Source organism: Streptomyces sp. NPDC107562, from assembly GCF_055657325.1.
The window spans coordinates 291,413-312,954 of record NZ_JBVKBE010000004.1; the positions used below are offsets into that span (position 1 = coordinate 291,413).

General features: G+C 73.4%; 20 protein-coding genes and 5 tRNA genes. 17 read left to right on the forward strand and 8 right to left on the reverse strand.

Annotated features, from left to right (window positions below):
* Window positions 1-200 precede the first annotated feature (200 nt).
* The 8 genes from ACZ7LV_RS15625 to ACZ7LV_RS15660 all read left to right on the forward strand — a co-directional run bounded on the left by ACZ7LV_RS15625 (window position 201) and on the right by ACZ7LV_RS15660 (window position 11,275).
* Window positions 201-1,244: a methionine ABC transporter ATP-binding protein gene (locus ACZ7LV_RS15625; RefSeq protein ID WP_471939645.1), complete on the forward strand. Its 1,044-nt coding sequence runs from the start codon at window positions 201-203 to the stop codon at window positions 1,242-1,244.
* Entirely contained in the window at window positions 1,241-1,978 is a 738-nt protein-coding gene (locus ACZ7LV_RS15630) for a methionine ABC transporter permease (RefSeq protein ID WP_471939646.1), read from the forward strand. Before ACZ7LV_RS15625 ends, ACZ7LV_RS15630 begins: the two co-directional genes overlap by 4 nt.
* Before the next feature lie 63 nt (window positions 1,979-2,041).
* Entirely contained in the window at window positions 2,042-2,869 is an 828-nt protein-coding gene (locus ACZ7LV_RS15635) for a MetQ/NlpA family ABC transporter substrate-binding protein (protein ID WP_401677590.1), read from the forward strand.
* Between the two features lie 137 nt (window positions 2,870-3,006).
* Window positions 3,007-3,645: a GNAT family N-acetyltransferase gene (locus ACZ7LV_RS15640; protein ID WP_471939647.1), complete on the forward strand. Its 639-nt coding sequence runs from the start codon at window positions 3,007-3,009 to the stop codon at window positions 3,643-3,645.
* Between the two features lie 123 nt (window positions 3,646-3,768).
* The gene (gene cbiE / locus ACZ7LV_RS15645) at window positions 3,769-4,980 is read left to right on the forward strand and encodes a precorrin-6y C5,15-methyltransferase (decarboxylating) subunit CbiE (protein WP_401677584.1); all 1,212 of its coding nucleotides are present in this window, start codon (window positions 3,769-3,771) and stop codon (window positions 4,978-4,980) included.
* A gap of 346 nt (window positions 4,981-5,326) precedes the next feature.
* Entirely contained in the window at window positions 5,327-9,013 is a 3,687-nt protein-coding gene (gene cobT, locus ACZ7LV_RS15650) for a nicotinate-nucleotide--dimethylbenzimidazole phosphoribosyltransferase (protein WP_471939648.1), read from the forward strand.
* A gap of 146 nt (window positions 9,014-9,159) precedes the next feature.
* A complete protein-coding gene (gene cobA / locus ACZ7LV_RS15655) occupies window positions 9,160-10,392 on the forward strand; it encodes a uroporphyrinogen-III C-methyltransferase (RefSeq protein ID WP_471939649.1) in 1,233 nt (410 codons plus the stop codon).
* A gap of 64 nt (window positions 10,393-10,456) precedes the next feature.
* Window positions 10,457-11,275: a TrmH family RNA methyltransferase gene (locus ACZ7LV_RS15660; protein ID WP_401677575.1), complete on the forward strand. Its 819-nt coding sequence runs from the start codon at window positions 10,457-10,459 to the stop codon at window positions 11,273-11,275.
* A gap of 48 nt (window positions 11,276-11,323) precedes the next feature.
* On the opposite strand, the gene ACZ7LV_RS15665 is transcribed toward ACZ7LV_RS15660, so the two are convergent.
* Window positions 11,324-12,745, reverse strand: a complete 1,422-nt coding sequence (locus tag ACZ7LV_RS15665; protein WP_471939890.1) for a serine/threonine-protein kinase — start codon at window positions 12,743-12,745, stop codon at window positions 11,324-11,326.
* Between the two features lie 196 nt (window positions 12,746-12,941).
* Here ACZ7LV_RS15665 and ACZ7LV_RS15670 point away from each other — a divergent pair, with 196 nt between their 5' ends.
* The 4 genes from ACZ7LV_RS15670 to ACZ7LV_RS15685 all read left to right on the forward strand — a co-directional run bounded on the left by ACZ7LV_RS15670 (window position 12,942) and on the right by ACZ7LV_RS15685 (window position 15,569).
* The gene (locus ACZ7LV_RS15670) at window positions 12,942-13,217 is read left to right on the forward strand and encodes a hypothetical protein (RefSeq protein WP_385385564.1); all 276 of its coding nucleotides are present in this window, start codon (window positions 12,942-12,944) and stop codon (window positions 13,215-13,217) included.
* Between the two features lie 196 nt (window positions 13,218-13,413).
* Complete coding sequence (locus ACZ7LV_RS15675; protein ID WP_189699657.1) at window positions 13,414-13,620, forward strand: hypothetical protein; 207 nt, start codon at window positions 13,414-13,416, stop codon at window positions 13,618-13,620.
* 645 nt (window positions 13,621-14,265) lie between these two features.
* Window positions 14,266-15,201, forward strand: coding sequence for a phosphotransferase family protein (locus tag ACZ7LV_RS15680; protein ID WP_471939650.1), 936 nt, complete (start codon window positions 14,266-14,268; stop codon window positions 15,199-15,201).
* Window positions 15,202-15,281: 80 nt separating this feature from the next.
* The gene (locus ACZ7LV_RS15685; protein ID WP_365448962.1) at window positions 15,282-15,569 is read left to right on the forward strand and encodes a TFIIB-type zinc ribbon-containing protein; all 288 of its coding nucleotides are present in this window, start codon (window positions 15,282-15,284) and stop codon (window positions 15,567-15,569) included.
* Between the two features lie 57 nt (window positions 15,570-15,626).
* Here ACZ7LV_RS15685 and ACZ7LV_RS15690 read toward each other — a convergent pair.
* The 5 genes from ACZ7LV_RS15690 to ACZ7LV_RS15710 form a co-directional block, all read right to left on the reverse strand.
* A tRNA-Val gene (locus ACZ7LV_RS15690) sits at window positions 15,627-15,698 on the reverse strand.
* A 49-nt stretch (window positions 15,699-15,747) separates the two neighbouring features.
* A tRNA-Val gene (locus tag ACZ7LV_RS15695) sits at window positions 15,748-15,819 on the reverse strand.
* A gap of 26 nt (window positions 15,820-15,845) precedes the next feature.
* A tRNA-Val gene (locus ACZ7LV_RS15700) sits at window positions 15,846-15,917 on the reverse strand.
* A gap of 1 nt (window position 15,918) precedes the next feature.
* Window positions 15,919-15,992 (reverse strand) — tRNA-Cys (locus tag ACZ7LV_RS15705).
* Window positions 15,993-16,031: 39 nt separating this feature from the next.
* Window positions 16,032-16,104 (reverse strand) — tRNA-Gly (locus ACZ7LV_RS15710).
* Between the two features lie 178 nt (window positions 16,105-16,282).
* Here ACZ7LV_RS15710 and ACZ7LV_RS15715 point away from each other — a divergent pair.
* The 3 genes from ACZ7LV_RS15715 (at window position 16,283) to ACZ7LV_RS15725 (ending at window position 19,104) form a co-directional block, all read left to right on the forward strand.
* Window positions 16,283-17,323, forward strand: a complete 1,041-nt coding sequence (locus tag ACZ7LV_RS15715) for a chorismate-binding protein (protein WP_471939652.1) — start codon at window positions 16,283-16,285, stop codon at window positions 17,321-17,323.
* Window positions 17,324-17,405: 82 nt separating this feature from the next.
* Window positions 17,406-18,227, forward strand: a complete 822-nt coding sequence (locus tag ACZ7LV_RS15720) for an aminotransferase class IV (RefSeq protein ID WP_471939654.1) — start codon at window positions 17,406-17,408, stop codon at window positions 18,225-18,227.
* Between the two features lie 52 nt (window positions 18,228-18,279).
* Window positions 18,280-19,104 (forward strand): GNAT family N-acetyltransferase, encoded by an 825-nt coding sequence (locus ACZ7LV_RS15725; protein WP_471939656.1) that lies wholly within the window; start codon window positions 18,280-18,282, stop codon window positions 19,102-19,104.
* 33 nt (window positions 19,105-19,137) lie between these two features.
* On the opposite strand, the gene ACZ7LV_RS15730 is transcribed toward ACZ7LV_RS15725, so the two are convergent.
* Window positions 19,138-19,656, reverse strand: coding sequence for a DsbA family protein (locus ACZ7LV_RS15730; protein ID WP_471939658.1), 519 nt, complete (start codon window positions 19,654-19,656; stop codon window positions 19,138-19,140).
* A gap of 192 nt (window positions 19,657-19,848) precedes the next feature.
* Here ACZ7LV_RS15730 and ACZ7LV_RS15735 point away from each other — a divergent pair, with 192 nt between their 5' ends.
* Both ACZ7LV_RS15735 and ACZ7LV_RS15740 read left to right on the forward strand, forming a co-directional pair.
* Window positions 19,849-20,295, forward strand: coding sequence for a hypothetical protein (locus tag ACZ7LV_RS15735; protein WP_471939660.1), 447 nt, complete (start codon window positions 19,849-19,851; stop codon window positions 20,293-20,295).
* 161 nt (window positions 20,296-20,456) lie between these two features.
* Window positions 20,457-20,609: a hypothetical protein gene (locus ACZ7LV_RS15740; RefSeq protein WP_189699665.1), complete on the forward strand. Its 153-nt coding sequence runs from the start codon at window positions 20,457-20,459 to the stop codon at window positions 20,607-20,609.
* 60 nt (window positions 20,610-20,669) lie between these two features.
* Here the strand turns inward: ACZ7LV_RS15740 and ACZ7LV_RS15745 are convergent, their stop codons facing one another.
* A complete protein-coding gene (locus ACZ7LV_RS15745; RefSeq protein ID WP_471939662.1) occupies window positions 20,670-21,230 on the reverse strand; it encodes a CGNR zinc finger domain-containing protein in 561 nt (186 codons plus the stop codon).
* Window positions 21,231-21,542: the final 312 nt, after the last annotated feature.

Here is a 21,542-nt window from a genome sequence, read left to right on the forward strand (position 1 = left end):
CGCCCGGCGCCGGCTGTATGTGTCGTCGAATGTGCGCCTTCTAGAGGGCCCCCGCACCCCCTGAGCCTCGCGCCCCGAAGCGAGCCGCCGTGGCATGTCCGTACCTCCTCGGCCGTACGTGACCCCTTGCCCCGCGCACCTCTTCCCTCCCGTACCAGGGCACACCCACGCCCGCGTACTCGACAGTGACGGAATCCCACGTGATCACCACATCGGGCCTCACCAAGGTCTACCGCTCACGCGGCCGCGAGGTCACCGCCCTGGACGGCGTCGACCTGCACGTCCGCGAGGGCGAGGTCTACGGCGTCATCGGCCAGTCCGGCGCCGGCAAGTCCTCACTGATCCGCTGCGTCAACCTCCTGGAGCGCCCCACCTCCGGCACGGTCACCGTCGCCGGGCAGGACCTCACGGCGCTCGCCGGGCACGGTCCGCGCGCGGGACGGGAACTGCGCCGGGCGCGCAGCCACATCGGGATGGTCTTCCAGCACTTCAACCTGCTGTCCTCCCGGACCGTTCAGGACAACGTCGAGCTGCCGCTGGAGATCCTCGGCAAGGCGGGGAAGGAACGTTCCCGCAAGGCGCTCGAACTGCTCGACCTGGTCGGCCTCGCCGACAAGGCGAAGGCCTACCCGGCCCAGCTCTCCGGCGGTCAGAAGCAGCGCGTCGGCATCGCCCGCGCACTGGCGGGCGACCCGAAGGTGCTGCTCTCCGACGAGGCCACCAGCGCCCTCGACCCCGAGACCACCCGCTCGATCCTCAAGCTGCTGCGCGACCTGAACCAGCAGCTCGGCCTGACCGTGCTGCTCATCACGCACGAGATGGACGTCGTCAAGAGCGTCTGCGACTCGGCCGCGCTGATGGAGAGGGGCCGCATCGTCGAGTCCGGCACCGTCAGCGAGCTGCTGGCCACGCCGGGCTCGGAACTGGCCTCCGCGCTCTTCCCGGTGGGCGGCGAGGCCTCCGCCGACGACCGCACCGTGCTCGACGTCACCTTCCACGGCGAGTCGGCCACGCAGCCGGTCATCTCCCAGCTGGCCCGCACCTACAACATCGACATCTCCATCCTGGGCGCCGCGATCGACACCGTCGGCGGCCTCCAGGTCGGCCGGATGCGCATCGAACTGCCCGGCCGCTACGAGGACAACGTCGTACCGATCGGGTTCCTGCGGGAACAGGGCCTGCAGATCGACGTGGTGGGTGTCGCGGACGACGCGCCCCTGCTGGTGAAGGAAGGTGCCAAGTGACCTGGTCCGAGATGCAGCCCCTGCTGGAGCAGGCCTGTACCGAGACGCTGATCATGGTCGGCTGGTCCACCCTGATCGCCGTCGTCCTCGGCCTGCCGATCGGCGTCCTGCTCGTCCTCACCGACAAGGGCGGCCTGCTGCAGAGCCCCGTCCTGAACAAGGTCATCGGCCAGATCGTGAACGTCGGCCGCTCCCTGCCCTTCATCATCCTGATGGTGGCGCTGATGAGCTTCACCCGCTGGGTCACCGGCACCACCATCGGCAGCGGGGCCGCCATCGTGCCGCTCGCCATCGGCGGCATCCCCTTCTTCGCCCGCCTCGTCGAGACGGCCGTCCGCGAGGTGGACCACGGACTGGTCGAGGCCGTCCAGTCGATGGGCGGCAACAACTGGACCATCGTCCGCAAGGTCCTCGTCCCCGAGGCCCTGCCGTCCCTGATCGCCTCCACGACGACCACGGTCATCGCCCTCATCGGCTACTCGGCCATGGCCGGCACCGTCGGCGGCGGCGGGCTCGGCGACCTCGCCGTCCGCTACGGCTACCAGCGCTTCGAGACCGGACTGATGTGGATCACGGTGGCGGTCCTAGCCGTCGTCATCTCGCTCATCCAGTTCGCCGGCGACTACGCGGCCCGCTCCCTGCACCACCGCGGCGCCCGCTCCGGCCCCGGACCGAGGCTGCGCCTGCTGCAGGCGAAGGAGCCGGCCACGGCCGACGTGGACAAGGTCGCCTGACCCCCCAAGAACCCCCCGCACACCACCGCGGGGTCGCACCACCCTTAAGGAAAGGCACTTTTCGTGCGTAACACCGCCAAGATCACCGCCGCCGCACTCGCCGCCGGAGCCCTCACCTTCGGGCTCACCGCCTGCGGTTCCGGCCAGGACGCCGCGTCCGACACCTCGGGACCGCTGGTCGTCGCCGCGACGCCCGTCCCGCACGCCCAGGTCCTCAACTACGTCAAGGACAACCTGGCCGAGAAGGCCGGGCTGGACCTCGAGGTCAAGGAGTTCACCGACTACGTCACGCCGAACACGGCGACGGAGGACGGCTCCGTGGGCGCCAACTACTTCCAGACCGCGCCCTACCTCGAGGACTTCAACAAGAAGAACGGCACCCACCTGGTGTCCGTCGCCTCCGTGCACCTCGAACCCCTCGGCCTGTACTCCGAGAAGACCGACAAGGTCGGCGGTCTGAAGAACGGCGCGACCATCGCCGTCCCCAACGACACCGTCACCGAGGCGCGCGCCCTCCAGCTGCTCGCCGCCAACGGACTGCTCACCCTCAAGGACGGCGTCGGCACCTCGGCCACCACCGCCGACATCACCGAGAACCCGAAGAACCTCAAGTTCAAGGAGCTGGAGGCGGCCCTGACGCCCCGCGCCCTGAAGGACGTCGACGCGGCCGTGATCAACGGCAACTACGCCCTGGAGGCGGACCTCAAGCCGGCCCAGGACGCCCTCGTCCTGGAGTCCCCGGACAACAACCCGAACGTCAACCTCCTCGTCGTCAAGGAGGGCAACGAGGACGACCCGCGGGTGCGCAAGCTCGCGAAGCTCCTCACCTCCCCCGAGGTCAAGAAGTTCATCGAGAAGGAGTACGCCGGCTCGGTCATCGCCTCCTTCTGAGCCCTGCCTCCCCTCGTGCGCACCCGGGATTCACTCCCTCACACGGAGTGGACCCCGGGTGTGTGGTTGAGTGCTTTCATGCTGCATGCTGGGCAGTTCAGCAGTCCCTGACGGTTCGAAGGTTATGGAGCGACGTCATGACGAGCACCTTCCCCAGCATCTCCATCAGCACGGAGCGGTTGGTGCTGCGTCCGCTCGACGAGGACGACGTGCCCGCCCTCGCCGAGATGATGAACGACGAGCAGGTGGTCGCCTGGACCGACGTGCGGCTGCCCTTCACCGAGGACAGCGCGCGCGCCTGGATCACCCAGCAGGCCCCCGCCGAGCGCGCCCGCGGACGCGGCGTCGCCCTCGCCGTCACCGAGTTCCTCACCCAGCGCCTGGTCGGCGTGATCCAGCTGACCCGCACCGACTGGCACGTGCGCTCCACCGAGCTGTCGTACGTCGTCGCGCCCTGGGCCCGCGGCGAGGGCTACGCCTCCGAGGCGGCGCTCGCCACCGCCGGGTGGCTCTTCCACGACCAGAAGTTCGAACGCATCGAGCTGCGCACGGCGGCCGACAACACCGCCTCCCAGCAGGTCGCCCAGAAGATCGGCTGCATCAGCGAGGGTGTCCTGCGCGGCGCCTGCATAGCGCGCACGCGCACCGACGACGGCCGCTGGACCGAAGTACGCACCGACTACATCGTCTGGAGCCTGCTGCCCGAGGACCTGGAGGGGGCGGGCGAGCAGCTGGCGGACACCGGCGGATTCACGTCCTACTCCGACTGGAACTGAGCCGGGAACCGCGCGCGGCGGGGAAGGCGCCCGAGCGCCCCCGGACGTCACCAGGTACTCTCACGGAGCCCGCCCGCGGGCTGCCCCCGACGACCTGCGCGAACCTCCAGGAGACTGACGACGATGGCCGACCGGGTCACGGTGATCGGCTGGGACGGCTCTCCACTGACCGCCGCGGCACGCGGAGCCCTGGGCGCCGCCACCCTCGTGGCCGGTGCCGGACACCACCTGGCGTTGCCCGAGGTGCCGCCCGGCGCCGAGCGCATCAGGCTCGGCAGCGTCGCGCTCGCCGCCCGCCGGATCGCCGCCCATCGCGGCACCGCCGTGGTCATCGCCGACGGCGACCCCGGCTTCTTCGGAGTCGTCCGTACGCTGCGGGCCCCCGAGTTCGGCCTGGAGGTCGAGGTCGTCCCCGCCGTCTCCTCCGTGGCCGCCGCCTTCGCCCGCGCGGGCATGCCCTGGGACGACGCCCAGGTGGTCGTCGCCCACCCGCGCACCCTGCGACGCGCGGTGAACGTGTGCCGCGCCCACCCCAAGGTCGCGGTCCTCACCTCGCCCGGAGCCGGTCCCGCCGAACTCGGTCTGCTCCTCGACGGCATCCACCGCACGTTCGTCATCTGCGAGGAACTGGGCACCGCCCGAGAGCAGGTCACCGTCGTCACCTCCGACAAGGCCGCCGACCACACCTGGCGCGACCCCAACGTCGTCATCGTCATCGGCGGCCCCGCCGCGGCCCAGGAGGGCGGCGGCTGGATCGCCGGCCGTGAGCCCGGCGCGGGCCCCCGTGGCTGGACCCTGCCGCCCGAGGCGTACGACGGTGCCCTCGGGGAGGGCGAGAGCGAACCGCTGCGCGCGGCCCAACTCGCCCGGCTCGGACCTCGCGTCGGCGACCTCGTGTGGGACATCGGCTGCGGCAGCGGCGCCTTCGCCACCGAGGCCGCCCGCGCCGGCGCCGCGGTCATCGCCGTCGACCGGGACCGCGGGGCCTGCGGGCGCACCGACGCCGCCGCACGCCGTTTCGCGGTCCAGCTCCAGATCGTCCACGGCACCGCCCCGCACGTCCTGGAGAACCTGCCCGAACCCGACGTCGTGCGGGTCGGCGGCGGTGGAGCGGCCGTGGTCTCCGCGGTCGCCGACCGGCGCCCGCAGCGCATCGTCACCCACGCCGCCACGCGCGACGCGGCCGAGATCATCGGCCGTGACCTCGCCGAGCACGGCTACGAGGTCGAGTGCGCGCTCCTGCAGTCGGTGGAACTCGACACCCGGTCCTGGACGGAGAAGGAGCGGAGCGTCGCGTTCCTGCTTACCGGAGTTCTGCCGGATCGCGCCCCGTGATCCGTTTGTCGTACTGCGCGCGGTAGGCTGGCCGATCGTTGTACCGCACTCGGACGCCCGGCGCTTCGTCGGTCAATGTCCGGAAAACATGCTCGTTTTGGGGTGGGTGTGGTACGGCAGAACCCGAGGACGCGCAACGTGGCGCAGTCCACAGCGGGCCGTCGCGAATGAGGCTGACGCGACGGTGGAACGGCCGCGACAATGCCACTGAATGGCTTTGTCGCCTTTTCCGGCGGGTCGTTCGTGCCGCTGGGCACGCGCGCTCGTTCTTCACGGCGGGGCGGTCGGTGCGCCGTTCCGGGTGAGCTGGACGTAGGAGCATCAACCGATGGGCGAGGGGTTACGCATGACCGACACCGGCCAGGTCCCGGGCGAGGGGCTGCCGGAGAACGCAGGCCCGGCGCAGCAGCCGGGCGTCTCCGTTCCCGGCGCGTACACCTACGTCTCCGAGGCATCCGCCGAGGAGGAGGACCTGCTGCTGCCGGGCGCGCAGGGGGCCTGGGGGAACGAGGTGGCCCCGCCCGCGCCCGAGCCGGTGGTCGAGGCCGTCCACGAACCCGGCGCGCACGAGATGTCCGGCCGTGACAGCGGCTCGGTCGACCTGACCGGTGTACGCCTGCCGGGCCCGGCGCCCGCCGCGCAGGCACCGGCGCCCACCCCCACACCGCGCCGTCCGCTGCACCTGGGCCCGCCCATCCCCGACGCCTCAGCGAGCCCGGTCCGCTCCCTCGCCGACCGCGGCCCGGCCGGCGCGCCGGTGCGGCAGATGGGGCCGCCCACCATCGGACCCGAGTACCTGGACGTCCCGCCCGGGCGGGAGACGCCGCGCCAGGGCGCGGTGCCGCAGACCGCCACGCCCTGGGAGGATGCCGCCCGGCCCGCCGCGCCGCAGCCGCAGGTGGGCGCGGAGGGCGCCCCTGGGGAAACGGTTGTCCCGGTCGCCGTCCCGGCGGGGCAGGTGTACGAGCACGCGCACGCCCAGGCCGTGGGTGTGCCGGTGGCCCACACGCCGGCCCTGACCGATCCGCAGGACCAGGGAGATCCGCAGGCCCCGATCGACGTGCAGCAGGCCGAGATGTACGCGCAGGCGACGGCGCAGGCCGCGGCACACGCGCGGTCGACGGCCGGCGCCCATCCGCACGGTGAGGCGCACGCGCCGGGCGACACACCCGCCCCTGCCCGGGCGGAGGCGCCCGCGCCTGCCGAGGCGCCGGTGCAGGCCACGTCCGAGCCCCTCGGTGCGGCGCAGGCCGCGATGGGCCGCCTCGCCGCGGAGACGGGCACGCCGATCCACGGCGAGCCCGTCACTGCCGAGGCGGAGGCCGTCGTCGAACCGGCCTTCGGCCCCGACGCGGGCACGGAGGCGGCCGTTCCGGCGCAGCAGGGCGCCGGCCCCGAAGGACACGCGTTCGTCCCGGACGCCGACGAGCCGCCGAGCGCCCCGGTCGCGGACGAGGCAGCGCCGCTCGCCGAGCCCGTGTCCGCTCCCGAGCCCGAGCGGCTTCCCGAGGCCCCGCAGCAACCGTCCGCCGACGCCGCCGAGGAAGCCCCGGCCGCCACGCCCGCGCCCGCCCCGGAGTCCGTAGGACAGCCGGAGCACGTCGTGGCGCAGGCCCAGGACGCGGGGACGACCGAGACCGTGCCCGCGCCCGAGGCGGACCCCTTCGTTCCCGACCCGGCCCAGGCCCCGGAGCCGCAGACCGTCGCCGAGCCGGCCGTACCTGCCGCAGCCCTCGCCTCCGTGGAGCAGCCCCTCGCCGCGGACGAGGCGGCGCAGGCCCAGGTCGTGACGTCGGACGTGCACGAACGTCCGCTCCAGCCCGTCCCGCACCCGGAGGGCGCCGCGGCCGAGGCCGACCCCGGCACGCACCTCGCTCCGCCGCAGGACATCGCGCCCGGCGCCGTCCCGGAGCAGCCGCGGCCCGACCACTCGCTCGGTCAGTTCGTCCCGGTCGAGGGCACCGTGCCGACGACCCCGCACCTCGCGCCCACCCCGCCGCACCCCATCGTCCTCCCCGCCCAGGAGCAGGCGCCGGAGCCCGCCGTACAGCCGGAGTCCGCCGCTCAGCCGGAGGGCATGGTCATGGTCCCCGGGCCCCGCGAGGCCGATCCCGCCCCGGGCCCCGACCCCGTACCACTGGTGCAGAGCGCGGACGACCTGGACACCCGGGCAGCCGACCAGGAGGACCAGCCCGAACTGCTCGGTCTCCTGCACCCGCAGGGCCCGCAGGCCCCGAACGACCCGCACGACCCGCACGAAATGAGCACGGCCCCCGTGGCAGAAGCACAGCAGCCCACCGGCCCCGCCGCGCCCGCCTACGACGACGCCGAGCGCGAGGCCGTCCTGAAGGTCATGCGCGAACGGCGCGACATCCGCAACGGGTTCCGCTCCGACCCCATCCCGCACGAGGTGCTGCTGCGCGTCCTGGAGGCCGCCCACACCGCGCCCTCGGTCGGGCACTCCCAGCCCTGGGACTTCGTCGTCATCCGGTCCGCCGAGACCCGGCGCACGATGCACGAACTGGCCATGCGCCAGCGCGAGGCCTACGCCAAGTCCCTCCCGAAGGGCAGGGCGAAGCAGTTCAAGGAACTGAAGATCGAGGCCATCCTCGACACCCCGGTGAACATCGTCGTCACCGCCGACCCGACCCGCGGCGGCCGGCACACCCTCGGCCGGCACACCCAGCCGCAGATGGCCCCGTACTCCTCCGCGCTCGCGGTCGAGAACCTCTGGCTCGCCGCCCGCGCCGAGGGCCTCGGTGTCGGCTGGGTGAGCTTCTTCGACGAGCGCGAGATGGTCCGCACGCTGGGCCTGCCCGAGCACCTGGAGGTCGTCGCCTACCTCTGCGTCGGGTACGTCGACGAGTTCCCGGAGGAGCCCGAGCTGATGCAGGCGGGCTGGTCCAAGCGCCGCCCGCTGTCCTGGGTCGTCCACGAGGAGACGTACGGCCGCCGGGCCCTGCCCGGCGAGGAGCCGCACGACCTGCTCGCCGAGACCGTCGCCCAGATCAGGCCGCTGGACGCCAAGGCCCTCGGTGAGGCGTGGGAGCGGCAGAAGCGGATGACCAAGCCGGCCGGGGCGCTCGGCATGCTGGAGATCATCTCCGCCCAGCTGTCCGGCCTGTCCCGGCAGTGCCCGCCGCCCATCCCGGAGCCCGCGGCCGTCGCGATCTTCGCCGGCGACCACGGTGTGCACGCCCAGGGCGTCACCCCCTGGCCGCAGGAGGTCACCGCCCAGATGGTGGCCAACTTCCTCGGCGGGGGAGCGGTCTGCAACGCGTTCGCGAGCCAGGTGGGCGCCGAGGTCTGCATCGTCGACGTGGGTGTCGCCGCGGAGCTCCCCTCCACGCCGGGCCTGCTGCCGCGCAAGATCCGCCCGGGCACCGGCGACCTGACCACCGGCCCGGCGATGACCCGCGAGGAGGCCAGGCAGGCCATCGAGGTGGGCATCGAGACGGCCCGCGACCTGGTGGCGGCGGGCAACAAGGCCCTGCTCACCGGTGAGATGGGCATCGCCAACACCACCGCGTCCGCCGCCCTCATCTCCGTCTTCACGGGCACGGACCCGGCGGAGGTCACCGGCCGGGGCACCGGCATCAACGACGAGACCCTGGCCCGCAAGACCGAGGTCGTCCGCCGCGCCATCGAACTGCACCAGCCGGACCCGGCCGACCCCATCGGCGTCCTCGCGGCGATCGGCGGCCTCGAACACGCCGCGATCGTCGGCCTCCTCCTCGGCGGCGCGTCCCTGCGGACGCCGGTGATCCTGGACGGCGTCAGCGCCGGCGCCGCGGCCCTGGTCGCCCGCGCCATCGCCCCGGAGGTCCTCGCGGCCTGCATCGCCGGCCACCGCAGCGCCGAGCCCGGCCATGTGGCCGCGCTGAACAAGCTGGGCCTGCGTCCCCTGGTCGACCTCGACCTCCGCCTCGGCGAGGGCACGGGCGCGCTGCTGGCCCTGCCGCTGGTCCAGAGCACCGCCAGGGCCATGCACGAGGTGGCGACGTTCGACTCGGCGGGTGTGACCGAGAAGTAGGCACCCGGGGCAGGAAGAGCCGGGTGGGCGCACCGTAGCCCCCACCCGGCCCCCGCCGTACGCTGAACGCACTCTAAAATCCGCACGTCAGGGCAGCTCCGGAGCCGTAGCGCCCATCGCACGCCCGCACGAGGAGCCGTACCCTCATGGCCGAACACCCCGCCTACCCCGTAGGCCTCCGCCTCGCCGGCCGCCGTGTGGTCGTCCTCGGTGGCGGCCAGGTCGCCCAGCGCCGCCTGCCCGCCCTGATCGCGGCCGGCGCGGACGTCCTCCTCGTCTCCCCGGCCGCGACGCCCTCGGTCGAGGCCATGGCGGACACGGGCGAGATCACCTGGGAGCGGCGGCCCTACGCCGAGGGGGACCTGGCCGACGCCTGGTACGCCCTGATCGCCACCAGCGACCACGAGGCGAACACCGACGCCTCGGCCGAGGCCGAACGCCACCGCGTCTGGTGCGTTCGCTCCGACGACGCCGACGCCGCCACCGCCTGGACCCCGGCCACCGGCCACAGCGAAGGCGTCACCGTCGCCGTCCTCACCACGGACACCAGGTCACGCGACCCCCGGCACACCGCCGCCATCCGTGACGCGGTCGTCGAGGGCCTGCGCGACGGCACCCTGGTCGCCCCGCACCACCGCACGCGCACCGCCGGGGTCGCCCTGGTCGGCGGCGGGCCGGGGGACCCGGACCTGATCACCGTGCGCGGCCGCCGCCTGCTCGCCGAGGCCGACGTCGTCATCGCCGACCGCCTCGGCCCCCGCGACCTCCTCGCCGAACTGCCCCCGCACGTCGAGGTGATCGACGCGGCGAAGATCCCCTACGGCCGCTACATGGCCCAGGAGGCCATCAACAACGCCCTGATCGAGCACGCCAAGCAGGGCAAGTCCGTCGTACGCCTCAAAGGCGGCGACCCCTTCGTCTTCGGCCGGGGCATGGAAGAGGCCCAGGCGCTCGCCGAGGCCGGCATCCCGTGCACGGTCGTCCCCGGCATCTCCAGTTCCATCTCGGTCCCCGGCGCGGCCGGCATCCCGGTCACCCACCGGGGGGTCGCACACGAGTTCACCGTGGTCAGTGGTCATGTCGCCCCTGACGACGAGCGCTCCCTGGTCGACTGGCCGTCCCTCGCCAAGCTCACCGGCACGCTGGTGATCCTCATGGGCGTCGACAAGATCGGCAGCATCGCCGAGACCCTCGTGGCGCACGGCAAGCCGGCCGGCACGCCCGTCGCCCTGGTCCAGGAAGGCACGACGGCCGCCCAGCGCCGCGTCGACGCGACGCTCGCGACCGTCGCCGAGACCGTGCGCGAGCAGGAGGTCAGGCCGCCGGCCGTGATCGTCGTCGGCGAGGTCGTCGGCGTCGGCCCGAGGACTCCCGCGTAACCCCGGGTAACCCAACCCGTTCCGAGCCGTTGGCACCGTACGCACGACAAGGCAGTATCACTCTGTGGCCGATCTCATCACCGTCGAGGACCCCGACGACCCGCGCCTGCGCGACTACACGGGCCTGACCGACGTCGAACTGCGCCGTAAGCGCGAACCCGCCGAAGGCCTCTTCATCGCCGAGGGCGAGAAGGTCATCCGCCGCGCGAAGGACGCGGGCTACGAGATGCGCTCGATGCTGCTGTCCGCCAAGTGGGTCGACGTCATGCGCGACGTCATCGACGAACTCCCCGCCCCCGTCTACGCGGTCAGCCCGGAACTCGCCGAACGCGTCACCGGCTACCACGTGCACCGCGGCGCCCTCGCCTCGATGCAGCGCAAGCCCCTGCCGACGGCCGCCGAACTGCTCCGGTCCGCCCGCCGGGTCGTCGTCATGGAGTCGGTCAACGACCACACCAACATCGGCGCCATCTTCCGCTCGGCCGCCGCGCTCGGCATGGACGCGGTCCTGTTGTCCCCGGACTGCGCCGACCCCCTGTACCGCCGCAGCGTCAAGGTCTCCATGGGCGCCGTCTTCTCCGTGCCGTACGCCCGGCTGGACAGCTGGCCCAAGAGCCTGGAGTCGGTCCGCGAGGCGGGCTTCTCGCTGCTCGCGCTGACTCCCGACGAGAAGGCCAGGGCGCTCGACGAGGCCGCCCCGCACCGGATGGACCGCGTCGCCCTCATGCTGGGCGCGGAGGGCGACGGCCTGTCCACCCAGGCCCTGGTGGCCGCCGACGAGTGGGTGCGCATCCCGATGTCCCACGGCGTCGACTCCCTCAACGTGGGCGCGGCCGCCGCCGTCGCCTTCTACGCGGTCGCGACGGGCCGCCCCCCGCAGTAGCGGGGCCCCTCCCCGCCGGGCGGCGGCCTCACGGCACGCGCGGCACGCCTACGGTGACCCCTCGGACGCCCGCTCGTGACGCCCGGCGAGCACCGCCCCGCCCGCCGGCGACGGGTGGCCGGTCCGCACCTGCTCCTGCCGCCCGCCCGTGCCGCCCCGCTCGTCGCCGAGCCCCCGCGTCGACGCCTGGCACCCCTGCACGATGCCGATGCCCAGCGCGACGAGCAGCGTGACGACCACGAACACGAACAGCCGCTGCCGCAGCAGCCGCGGATTGGCCGGCCGCCGCCCGGTCCCGGTGGGCCGCGCCGGACGACCGGCGCCCCCGCGCGGTGCCGTACGACTCCCGCTGCCGGAACGGGTGGTGTTGCGCGCCGGGGTGTTCCGCGAGGCGGGCGTGGGCCGGGCCCCGGAGCGCGACGGGGAAGCACCGTTGCGGGAGGGGGCGCCGCCTCGGGACTGCGGCGTGCCACGCCCCGGCACGGGACCCCGCGTACCGCCCGCGCCCCGGGGCGCCGGAGTCACCTGCCCGCCCTGCTGCTGACGGCGCGGCGCGCGGTCCGGGTAGGTGTCGGCGAGCCGTCCGGTGGGCCGGTCCGCCTCGCCGTTGCGCGGCGCCGGCGGCCGCCCCTCGATCAGGCCCTGCGCCTCGCGGGCGGCGATCTCCTTGAGCCGCAGCGACAGCTCCAGGGTGCTGGGCCGCTCCTCGGGGTCCTTCGCCAGACAGGCCCGCACGAGCGGGGCGAGCGCGTCCGGCACGCCGTGCAGCTGGGGCTCCTCGTGGACGACGCGGTACAGCATCACCTCGGAACTGCCGTGCCCGAAGGGTGAGTCTCCCGTCGAGGCGTACGCCAGGGTGGCGCCGAGCGAGAACACGTCGGTGGCGGGCGTGACGGTGGCGCCGCGCACCTGCTCGGGCGCGAGGAAGCCGGGCGAGCCGACGGCCGTGCCGACGTGGGTGAGCGTGGAGGCCCCGGTGGCCCAGGCGATCCCGAAGTCGATGATCCGGGGGCCCTTGGGGGAGAGCAGGATGTTGGACGGCTTCAGGTCCCGGTGGACGACCCCGGCCTCGTGCACCGCGACCAGACCCTCCGACAGGGCCGCCCCGACCGCGGCGACGTCGGCGGCGCCGAGCGCCCCCTCGTCGGCGACCTTGTCGTGCAGGGAGGGGCCCGGTACGTACTGCGTGGCGAACCACGGCCGGTCCGCCTCCAGGTCGGCCGCGACCAGCCGTGCGGTGCATCCGCCGCGGATCCGCCGGGCGGCGGAGACCTCACGGGCGAAGCGGGAACGGAACTCCTGATCCTCCGCCAGATCGGGCCGGATCACCTTCAGGGCGACCCGCTGGCCCTTCTTGTCGGAGCCCAGGTAGACGACGCCCATCCCGCCCGCGCCGAGGCGTCGGTGGAGCCTGAACGAGCCGACGACGCGCGGGTCCTCGCGCCTCAGGCGCATCATCGCCATGTTCATCCCCGCTGCCCGGTCCGTGTGACGTGGCACAGCTTACGTTTCCGTGGCCGTCTGCGCGCAGAGGCCGCGCCCTCTCGGCCGGACGGATTGTCAGTGCCGGGTGCGAGACTTGAGGGGTGGTCAGGGAGCGTGCCGTCGACGCGCCTTTGAGCCGTCCGCGCTCCCAACCACCCGTCGCAGAAGGGGGATTGGGTCCATGAAGGGTGACCGTGTGGAGATAGTCGTGGACGCCGGGGACACGACACGAACGTACGAGGTGGTGGCGAGCAGGGCGGGCCGCCGGGTGGAGACGGCGGTACGCCGAGGTGTCGTCGAAGTGAGCGAAGTCACGCGAACCGGCGTCGTGGTCCGTACGGCGCGGTTCATGGCGAACCGGGTGCTGGCCCTGGTCGAGCAGCCGGTGCCCCGGGAGGACAGCTCGGAAAACACCGGACACACCGGGCGCCCCCTCCGGGAAGACCCCGAGACCTAGGTCCTCTTCTCCACCCAGGGGAGTACACCCCGTCCCAGGGCTCATCCTCCGGGAGGCCCGCCAATCGGTACGAGGGCATGACGCCCGGCAACCGCCGCGCACCTAGATTTGAGGTCAAGCGGCGGGTGCAGCACTCGTCCCCCGAGGTCAGGCACTCGCCGCTGTCAACGACAACTGAACGGTCAGGAGAGGGACCATGGCCTACACAGCACCGCGGACACTGATCCGCGAGCAGGGACGCAGGGCGCACGCCGCGTTCCGCCCGCGCCGCACGGGCCGCCGCCACCCCCTGGTGGCAACGGCCATGGCCCTTCCTCTGGCGGTCCTGCTCCTCGTCGTCTTCGACGGCTGGGAGACAGTGGCCACACAGGCGTCGTCCGTGGGCGTGATGCTGGGGCGCTGAGCGGCGACCCCAGGCCCGGAAGAGCGGTCCGGGCGGGGACATCCACCCATAACCCCGTGGGGACGGGGGTGCGGCGGACGGCACAAATGCCGGCGCAGCTGGGGAGCTGCGCCGGCATTGCTTTTCCCTCCGGCGGTACGAGGGGCGCGGTCGGGCCACGCCGCCCACCGCAGGACCGTTGCGCGGGCGGCCACTTCGCCGGTGGCCGCCGCCCCCGACGACCGCTTCACACCTCACTTGGCCGACGGTTCCGACGCCGCCCGCCGCCTGACGCGTCACCACCCGTCCGCCGCCCGGAGCCGAGCCGTCGCCCCCTCCACGCGCCACCGCTCCCCGCCACCCGCTATCGGTCTCCCCCCACGCGCCACCACTCTCGCCCCACGCGCCACCGCTCTCCCCCCCCCACGCGCCATCGCTCCGGACCCTGCGCCATCGCTCCGGCCCCTGCCTCATCGTTCCGGCGCCTGCGCCACCGCACCGGCCCCGGCGGCGCCGTCCCGGCAGCGGCCACCCCCGGCGCCCCACCCCGCGCCCCCACCCGGCACCAGCACCCCTGCACCCCCCTGGCCTGCCCCCCCGACGCACCCCCGCTCTCCGCCGACGTACCCTCCCAGCACCGCCCCGCTCCCGAGGAAAGCCCGCCCCGTGACCCCCTCCCTCCTGCCCGACCTGGCCGCCCGAGCCAGAGCCGCGGCTCACCCGCACGCCGAGGCCTGCGCCTGCGGGACGGTGGTCACCCTCGCCGACCGGGCCGACGCCACGGTCGTCCGGCACGCCGACACCGTGGCCAAGGCGCACGCCCCGGGCACCGACCCCGCCGCACTCGCCGCCCGCCTCACCACGGCCGCCCGGATCCCCGGCGTACTGCTCGCCCCCCTCGTCCCGGCGCCGGTCGCCCTGCACGGCAGGCCGGTGACCCTCTGGCCCTACGGCAGCCCGGTCGACCCCGACGACCCCGACGCCGCCCCCTGGGAGGCCGCCGCCACCCTGCTCGCCCGCCTCCACCGCACCCCGCCTCCGGTTCCCCTGCCCGCGATGCGGGGTCCCGTGAAGGCGGCCCGGGCGATCGCGGGGCTGCGCGCGACGGCGCAGGGCTCCGCCGCCCGCGCCGTACTCCGGGCCTGGACCACCCTCCCCGCGTGGGCGCGCGGCGAGAGCCCCCTCCCGGACACCGGCACCCTCTGCCACGGCGACCTGCACCTCGGCCAGCTCGTCCGGCATCCCGCGCCGGGCGGCCCCTGGCTGCTGATAGACGTCGACGACCTCGGGACGGGCCCCGCGGCCTGGGACCTGGCCCGCCCGGCCGCCTGGTACGCCTGCGGTCTGCTCCCGCCCGACGAGTGGACCCGCTTCCTGACCACCTACCAGGCCGCCGGCGGCCCCGCCGTCCGGCCGGACGCGGACCCCTGGGCCGCCCTGGACGTCCCGGCCCGTGCCCTCACCGTCCAGACCGCCGCACGGATGGTGACCAAGGCCGTGGAGGCGGAGCGGCCCCTGGACGACGTGGAGCGGTCCCTCGTGGACGCCTGTGCCCGAATGGCTTCGGTCCCCGCCCAGTTGTCCCGGAACCTCGCGAAGTAGGGTGCAACCGACCGCAGCCGGACAGAGTCTGTCCTGGCGGAACACGAAGCAGGACCAACCGGCGAGGAGTTGAACCGACGATGCAGTGTCCGAAGTGTCATGCGCCCATGCACACGTACAACCGCAACGGCGTCCAGATCGAGCAGTGCTCGGGCTGCCGCGGCATCTTCCTGGACTACGGCGAGCTGGAGGCCCTGACCCGTCTGGAGTCCCAGTGGTCCCAGCCGGCCCCGCCGCCCCCGCCGGCCGGACAGGCCTACCCGGCCCCGCCGGCCCCCGCCTGGGGCGCCCCTCACGGTGGGCACCACGGAGGCCACCACGGCCACCACCGCAACAAGAGCTTCGGCCGCATGCTCTTCTCCAGCTGAGCGGAACGCAGCACGACGAAGCCCCCGGCCGCTGAGGCGGCCGGGGGCTTCGGTCCGTGGACGATACTGGGATTGAACCAGTGACCTCTTCCGTGTCAGGGAAGCGCTCTCCCGCTGAGCTAATCGTCCTCGTCGGGGCCACGGTCGTGACTCCGGGGAGCCGATCGTGGGCACTGCGTGCGCGATACTGGGATTGAACCAGTGACCTCTTCCGTGTCAGGGAAGCGCTCTCCCGCTGAGCTAATCGCGCGGGTACGGACCTTCGAGAAGATCCAGTGGACGATACTGGGATTGAACCAGTGACCTCTTCCGTGTCAGGGAAGCGCTCTCCCGCTGAGCTAATCGTCCTTGGAGGTGGAGACGGGATTTGAACCCGTGTAGACGGCTTTGCAGGCCGTTGCCTCGCCTCTCGGCCACTCCACCAGGAGTGTAGGGGTCCGGGAAGATCCCCTTGCTCTTTCGAGCGAACGACGAGGTTCGAACTCGCGACCTCAACCTTGGCAAGGTTGCGCTCTACCAACTGAGCTACGTTCGCCTGTCTTTCCGGTCGGCTTGCGCGTCGCGGCGACGTGTTGAACTCTAGCGGATTCCTCGGCCAGCACAAAAACGCGTTTGTGCAGCGTGCTGCGCTGTGCCTGGTCACACGCGCGGTCGGACCACCTGGAAGGACACGCCCGGGCCACCGGCGGGACACCCGCCATAGACTCGACAACGTGCTCCACCTCCCACCTCTCGCCCGCTTCGGCGACCGCGTCGCCACCGGCCTCCTCGACGTCACCGGTGACCCCACCGCCCTCGACTCCACCGGTTTCTGGGCCGTGGCCGCCGACTTCGAGGGCCGTCTGACCTGCGCGCGCTTCGCCGAGGTGCGGGAGGAGCCGGTGCCCGCGCCCGTCCCGGGCGCCTGGCGCGGCCCGGCCGTCGCCGACTGGACGTCGTCCCTCGACCGCGCCTCGTACACGGCGGGAGTGCGCCGGATACGGCAGCACATCGCGGCCGGCGAGGTCTACCAGGCGAACCTCTGCCGCGTCCTGTCGGCGCCCCTCGCCCCGGACGCCGACCCCGACGCCCTCACCGCGCTGCTGGCCCGCGGCAACCCGGCGCCCTATGCCGGAACGATCCGCCTGCCCGCCCACGGCGTCGAGATCGCGACCGCGTCCCCCGAACTCTTCCTGCGCCGCGAGGGGCGGTCCGTCGTGTCGGGCCCGATCAAGGGCACCGGCCGCACCGAGGCGGACCTGCTGGAGAAGGACTACGCCGAAAACGTGATGATCGTGGACCTGGTCCGCAACGACCTCGGCCGCGTCTGCGCGTCCGGCACGGTGACCGTCCCCGACCTGTGCGCGGTTGAGAAGCACCCGGGGCTGGTCCACCTCGTGTCCACCGTGCGCGGTGAACTGCGCGACGGAGCGGGCTGGCCGGATTTGCTCGCCGCCGCCTTCCCGCCCGGATCGGTCACCGGCGCGCCCAAGTCGAGCGCCCTGCGGATCATCGACGCGCTGGAGACCGCGCCCCGGGGACCGTACTGCGGCGGCATCGGCTGGGTCGACGCCGACCGGGGGACGGGTGAGCTGGCCGTCGGCATCCGCACCTTCTGGTTCGACCGGGCCGCGGGCGTACTGCGTTTCGGGACCGGCGCGGGGATCACCTGGGGCTCGGACCCCGAGGGCGAGTGGCGGGAGACCGAGCTGAAGGCATCCCGGCTGCTCGCGGTAGCGTCGGGGGCGTACGAGATGAGTGAAGAGGGACCGTGAGCGTGCCGAGTCCGTCCGGGGGCGATCCCCGGATCCCCGGTCGCGGTCAGGTCCCCGGCACGGAAATGTGAGGTGGAGACCGGTGAAGATCTGGCTCGACGGCAGGCTCCAGGAGGCCGAGTCCGCCCGTGTCTCCGTCTTCGACCACGGGTTGACCGTGGGCGACGGCATCTTCGAGACGGTCAAGGCGGTCGACGGCACGCCGTTCGCCCTCACCCGCCACCTCGACCGGCTGACCCGCTCCGCCCGGGGGCTGGGCCTGCCGGACCCCGACCTCGACGAGGTGCGCCGCGCCTGCGCCGCCGTCCTGGACGCCAACCCCATGCCGCTCGGCCGGCTGCGCCTCACCTACACCGGCGGCCACGGCCCGCTCGGCTCGGACCGCGGCGAGCACGGCCCGACCCTGGTCGTCGCCCTCGGCGAGACCCGGCGGCGCCCGGACTCCACCGCCGTGATCACGGTCCCCTTCACCCGCAACGAGCGCGGCGCGCTCACCGGCCTGAAGACCACCTCGTACGCCGAGAACGTCGTCGCCCTCGCTCGCGCGCACGAACAGGACGCCTCCGAGGCGCTGTTCGCCAACACCGTCGGACAGCTCTGCGAGGGCACCGGCTCGAACGTCTTCGTCGTCCTCGACGGTGAGATCCACACGCCGCCGCTCGCCTCCGGCTGTCTCGCCGGCATCACCCGCGCGCTGACCGTCGAGTGGACCGGCGCCAAGGAGACCGACCTGCCGCTGGACGTGCTGGAGCGGGCCGACGAGGTCTTCCTGACGTCCACCCTGCGGGACGTCCAGGCCGTCCACCGCGTCGACGGCCGCGAACTGCCGGGCGCCCCGGGCCCGGTGACCGCGAAGGCCATGCAAATCTTCGACGAGCGGGCGGGCGACGACCTCGATCCGTAGAGCCGTGGAAATGGGGCGGACCTGAGGGCCTGGACCGGGTAGAACACCCCTGATGACCACCACCCTGCGGCCGACCGAGCCGCTTCAGCGCGCGGCCGACGGGACGCGTTCCCGCCACTACCAGGTGTGCGTGAACAGCCGTCCCGTCGGCGCGGTGCATCTCGGCACGTCCCCCGCCTTCGGCGACTCGATGGCGCGGATCCTCGACCTGCGCATCGACGAGCCCGACCGCCGCCGCGGACGCGGCACGGTCGCCGCCCTCGCCGCCGAGGAGGTGGCCCGTGGCTGGGGCTGTCGCCAGATCGAGGCGTCCGCCCCGGGCGGCGCCGAGGCGGCACTGCGGCTCCTGACCGCGCTCGGGTACGTCCCGCGCAACCGCGGCATGGAGAAGCACCTCGGCGACACCCCGCCCGACCTGCCCGCCGGACGTCACGCGCGGCCCATGACCGAGGCCGACTTCGCCCGCTGGCTGGAGCACGAGTCGCAGCGGTACGCGCGTACCTGGCGGGAGCGGGGGGTCACCGAGGCCGAGGCCCGCGCCAAGGCGCGGAGCGACCACGAGCGGCTCCTGCCGGACGGGGCGGCCACACCGGACATGCTGTTCAGCGTCCTGGAACAGGACGGCACCCCGGTAGGCGTCCTGTGGGTGGCGCTCCAGGGGGACAAGGCCTACGTGTACGACGTGGAGACCGACGCGGCACATCGGGGACGAGGGCACGGTCGTGCGCTCATGCTGCTGGCCGAACGGCAGGCGCTCGCGGCCGGCCGGCACGTCCTCGGCCTCAACGTCTTCGCCGGGAACACCCCCGCCGAGCGGCTCTACGAGTCCCTCGGCTACACGACGACGCGGCACACCCTCTACAAGAACCTGCTCTGAGCAAGCCGAGGGAGGGGCAGCAGGGCCCGGCCGTCAGTCCTGGGCGGCGAGCAGCCGGTCCGCGATCTCCTCGACGCGCTCGCGCAGCCCCTCCTGGCTCTTGCCGCCGTCCAGCAGGACCCCGTCGATGACGTACGTGGGTGTGCCGGTCACGCCGATCGCCTTGCCCTCGGCCTGGTCGGCGTCGACGATCAGGATGTGCCGCCCGTCGATCAGCGCGGTGTCGAACTCCTCGGCGTCCAGGCCGAGTTCCCGGGCCACCTCGACCAGGAACGGCTCTCCCTCGCGGTCCAGCTCCTCGACCCGCGCCAGCACGGCCTCGACGTAGGGCCACCCCTGCCCCTGTTCGGCGGCCTCCTCGGCGGCCTGCGCGGCGGCGAAGGAGTGCTTGTGCTTCTCCAGCGGGAAGTGCCGCAGCCGCAGTTCGAGGCGGTCGCCGTAGCGGGCGCGCAGGGCGCGGAGATCGTCCAGGGCGCCGCGGCAGTCCGGGCACTGCAGTTCGCACCAGACGTCGAGAACGGGCGCGGGGCGGTCGGGGGAGGAGTCGTTCATGCCGTCAGTCTCCCAGCACCGGCGCGCCCGTCCCAATCGGCTCCGGGCGTCGTACGCCCCACCTGCACCTGCGGAGGAGCCGACCCGGAGATGTCCCTGATGTCCTGGCGGTGCGTGGCCCGGCGCGGCTGCGCGGGTGCACGATGGAGGAGGCGACGCGCACCGCCCGCCCGAGGCTGCCTGGAGGACCGGATGATTGCCGAGACCGTGTGTTCCGCCGTTGCCGCGGCCGGCCTGGGCATCGCGGCGGTGTCCGCCTTCCGCAGGCGCTTCCTCACGGCCGCCCGGATCGCCGCCTATGCGCTGGTCCCGCTCGGCCTGGTGATGACCGGTGCCGTGGAGTGGGCCGCGGACACCGCGTTCAGCCCGGTGGCCTGGGCGGGCTTCGGGGTGCTCGGCGGTGCCTGGCTGCTGTTCCTGTCCACGAGGGCGGTGGAGCGGCGGCGCGGCCGCAAGGGGCGCGCGGTGGCCGGGGCGCCCCAGCAGGACCCGGTGGCCCCGCGGGCCTCGGCGCCCTCCCTCGGCCCGGCGGACCGCCCGGCCGGCCGGCCCCGCACCGAGCCGCAGGCCGCGCCCCGTGGCGAGGGCACGGACGACTTCAGCGACATCGAGGCCATCCTCAAGAAGCACGGCATCTGAATCCGGGCGCAAGCGTCTGAAACGACCCAATCCCCTGGATGATCGGAAGCTGTCCGGCTCGCGCCACAGACGTGCAGGTGATCACGGATTTCGGCGAACTCTCGCATCTTCGTGCGTCTTGATCGCGTTCGGGCCGCCACCTGCGTCATCATCGCCGCGAGATGCTGGACACGACACAGAGCGATGCCGCGCCGCCGAAGGACGAGCCGCGCGGGTGCCTCTTCGCCCTATCCCAGCCACCGCTGATGATCTTCCTTGCGGTGATCGGGTGTCTGCTGCTCATGGCTGCGTTGCACGATCTGTTCCTGCTGTGAGCCGTACGCGCGGTCCCCGGCGTCACCCGCCGGGGACCGCGTCGGCATCCCGCCCGGGCGTCAGCCCGCGGCCTCCTTGCGGCGCGCCCGGTAGGCGGCCACATGCAGACGGTTGCCGCAGGTGCGGCTGTCGCAATAGCGCCGCGAGCGGTTGCGTGAGAGGTCGACGAAGGCGCGCCGGCAGTCGGGCGCCTCGCAGCGCCGCAGCCGCTCCTGCTCACCCGCGACCACGAAGAAGGCGAGCGCCATCCCGCAGTCGGCCGCCAGGTGGTCGGCGACGGAGGCACCGGGCGCGAAGTAGTGCACATGCCAGTCGTAGCCGTCGTGGTCCGTGAGCCGGGGCGTGGTGCCGGCGGCGGCGATCAACTCGTTGATCATTCCGGCCGCGGCACGGGGATCCGGGGCGGCGAAGATCCCGGCGAACCGGCCACGGATCTTGCGCACCGCCGAGAGGTCGAACTCCGAGAGCACGCCGACGTCGCTGACCTCGTGGTTCCGCACGAAATCGGTGAGAGCCGCGAGGTTCGCGAGTCCGTCCGGCGCCGACTCGTCCTCCGGCGCGGTGTTCACCAGATCGACCACGGTGTCGAGAGCGCACCGGGTGTCGTGGGTGATCAGCACGTTTCGCTCCCTGGCCTGATGGTCGGGCGGGCGCCCGCCGATGCTGGCCGATGGTAGTGGCTCCGGGCCGTGGCCCCACCGCCTCGGGTGGCACCCGGTCGGCGCCCTGCCCCTGGAACGCGGGGGGACGCGCCGCGGTTCCCCGAGGGCCCGGGACGCGAGACGTGCGGGCACGCGGACCGGCGCCGCCTCCGCGACATCGCGCGGCGGCAGCGCCGGTGTGTGCCGTATGCGGTTGTCCTGGCGCGTGGGGGCCTGCCCGGAGGATCCTGCCGGGACGGGCCCTGGCACGCTTCACGGTGGAGGATCAGT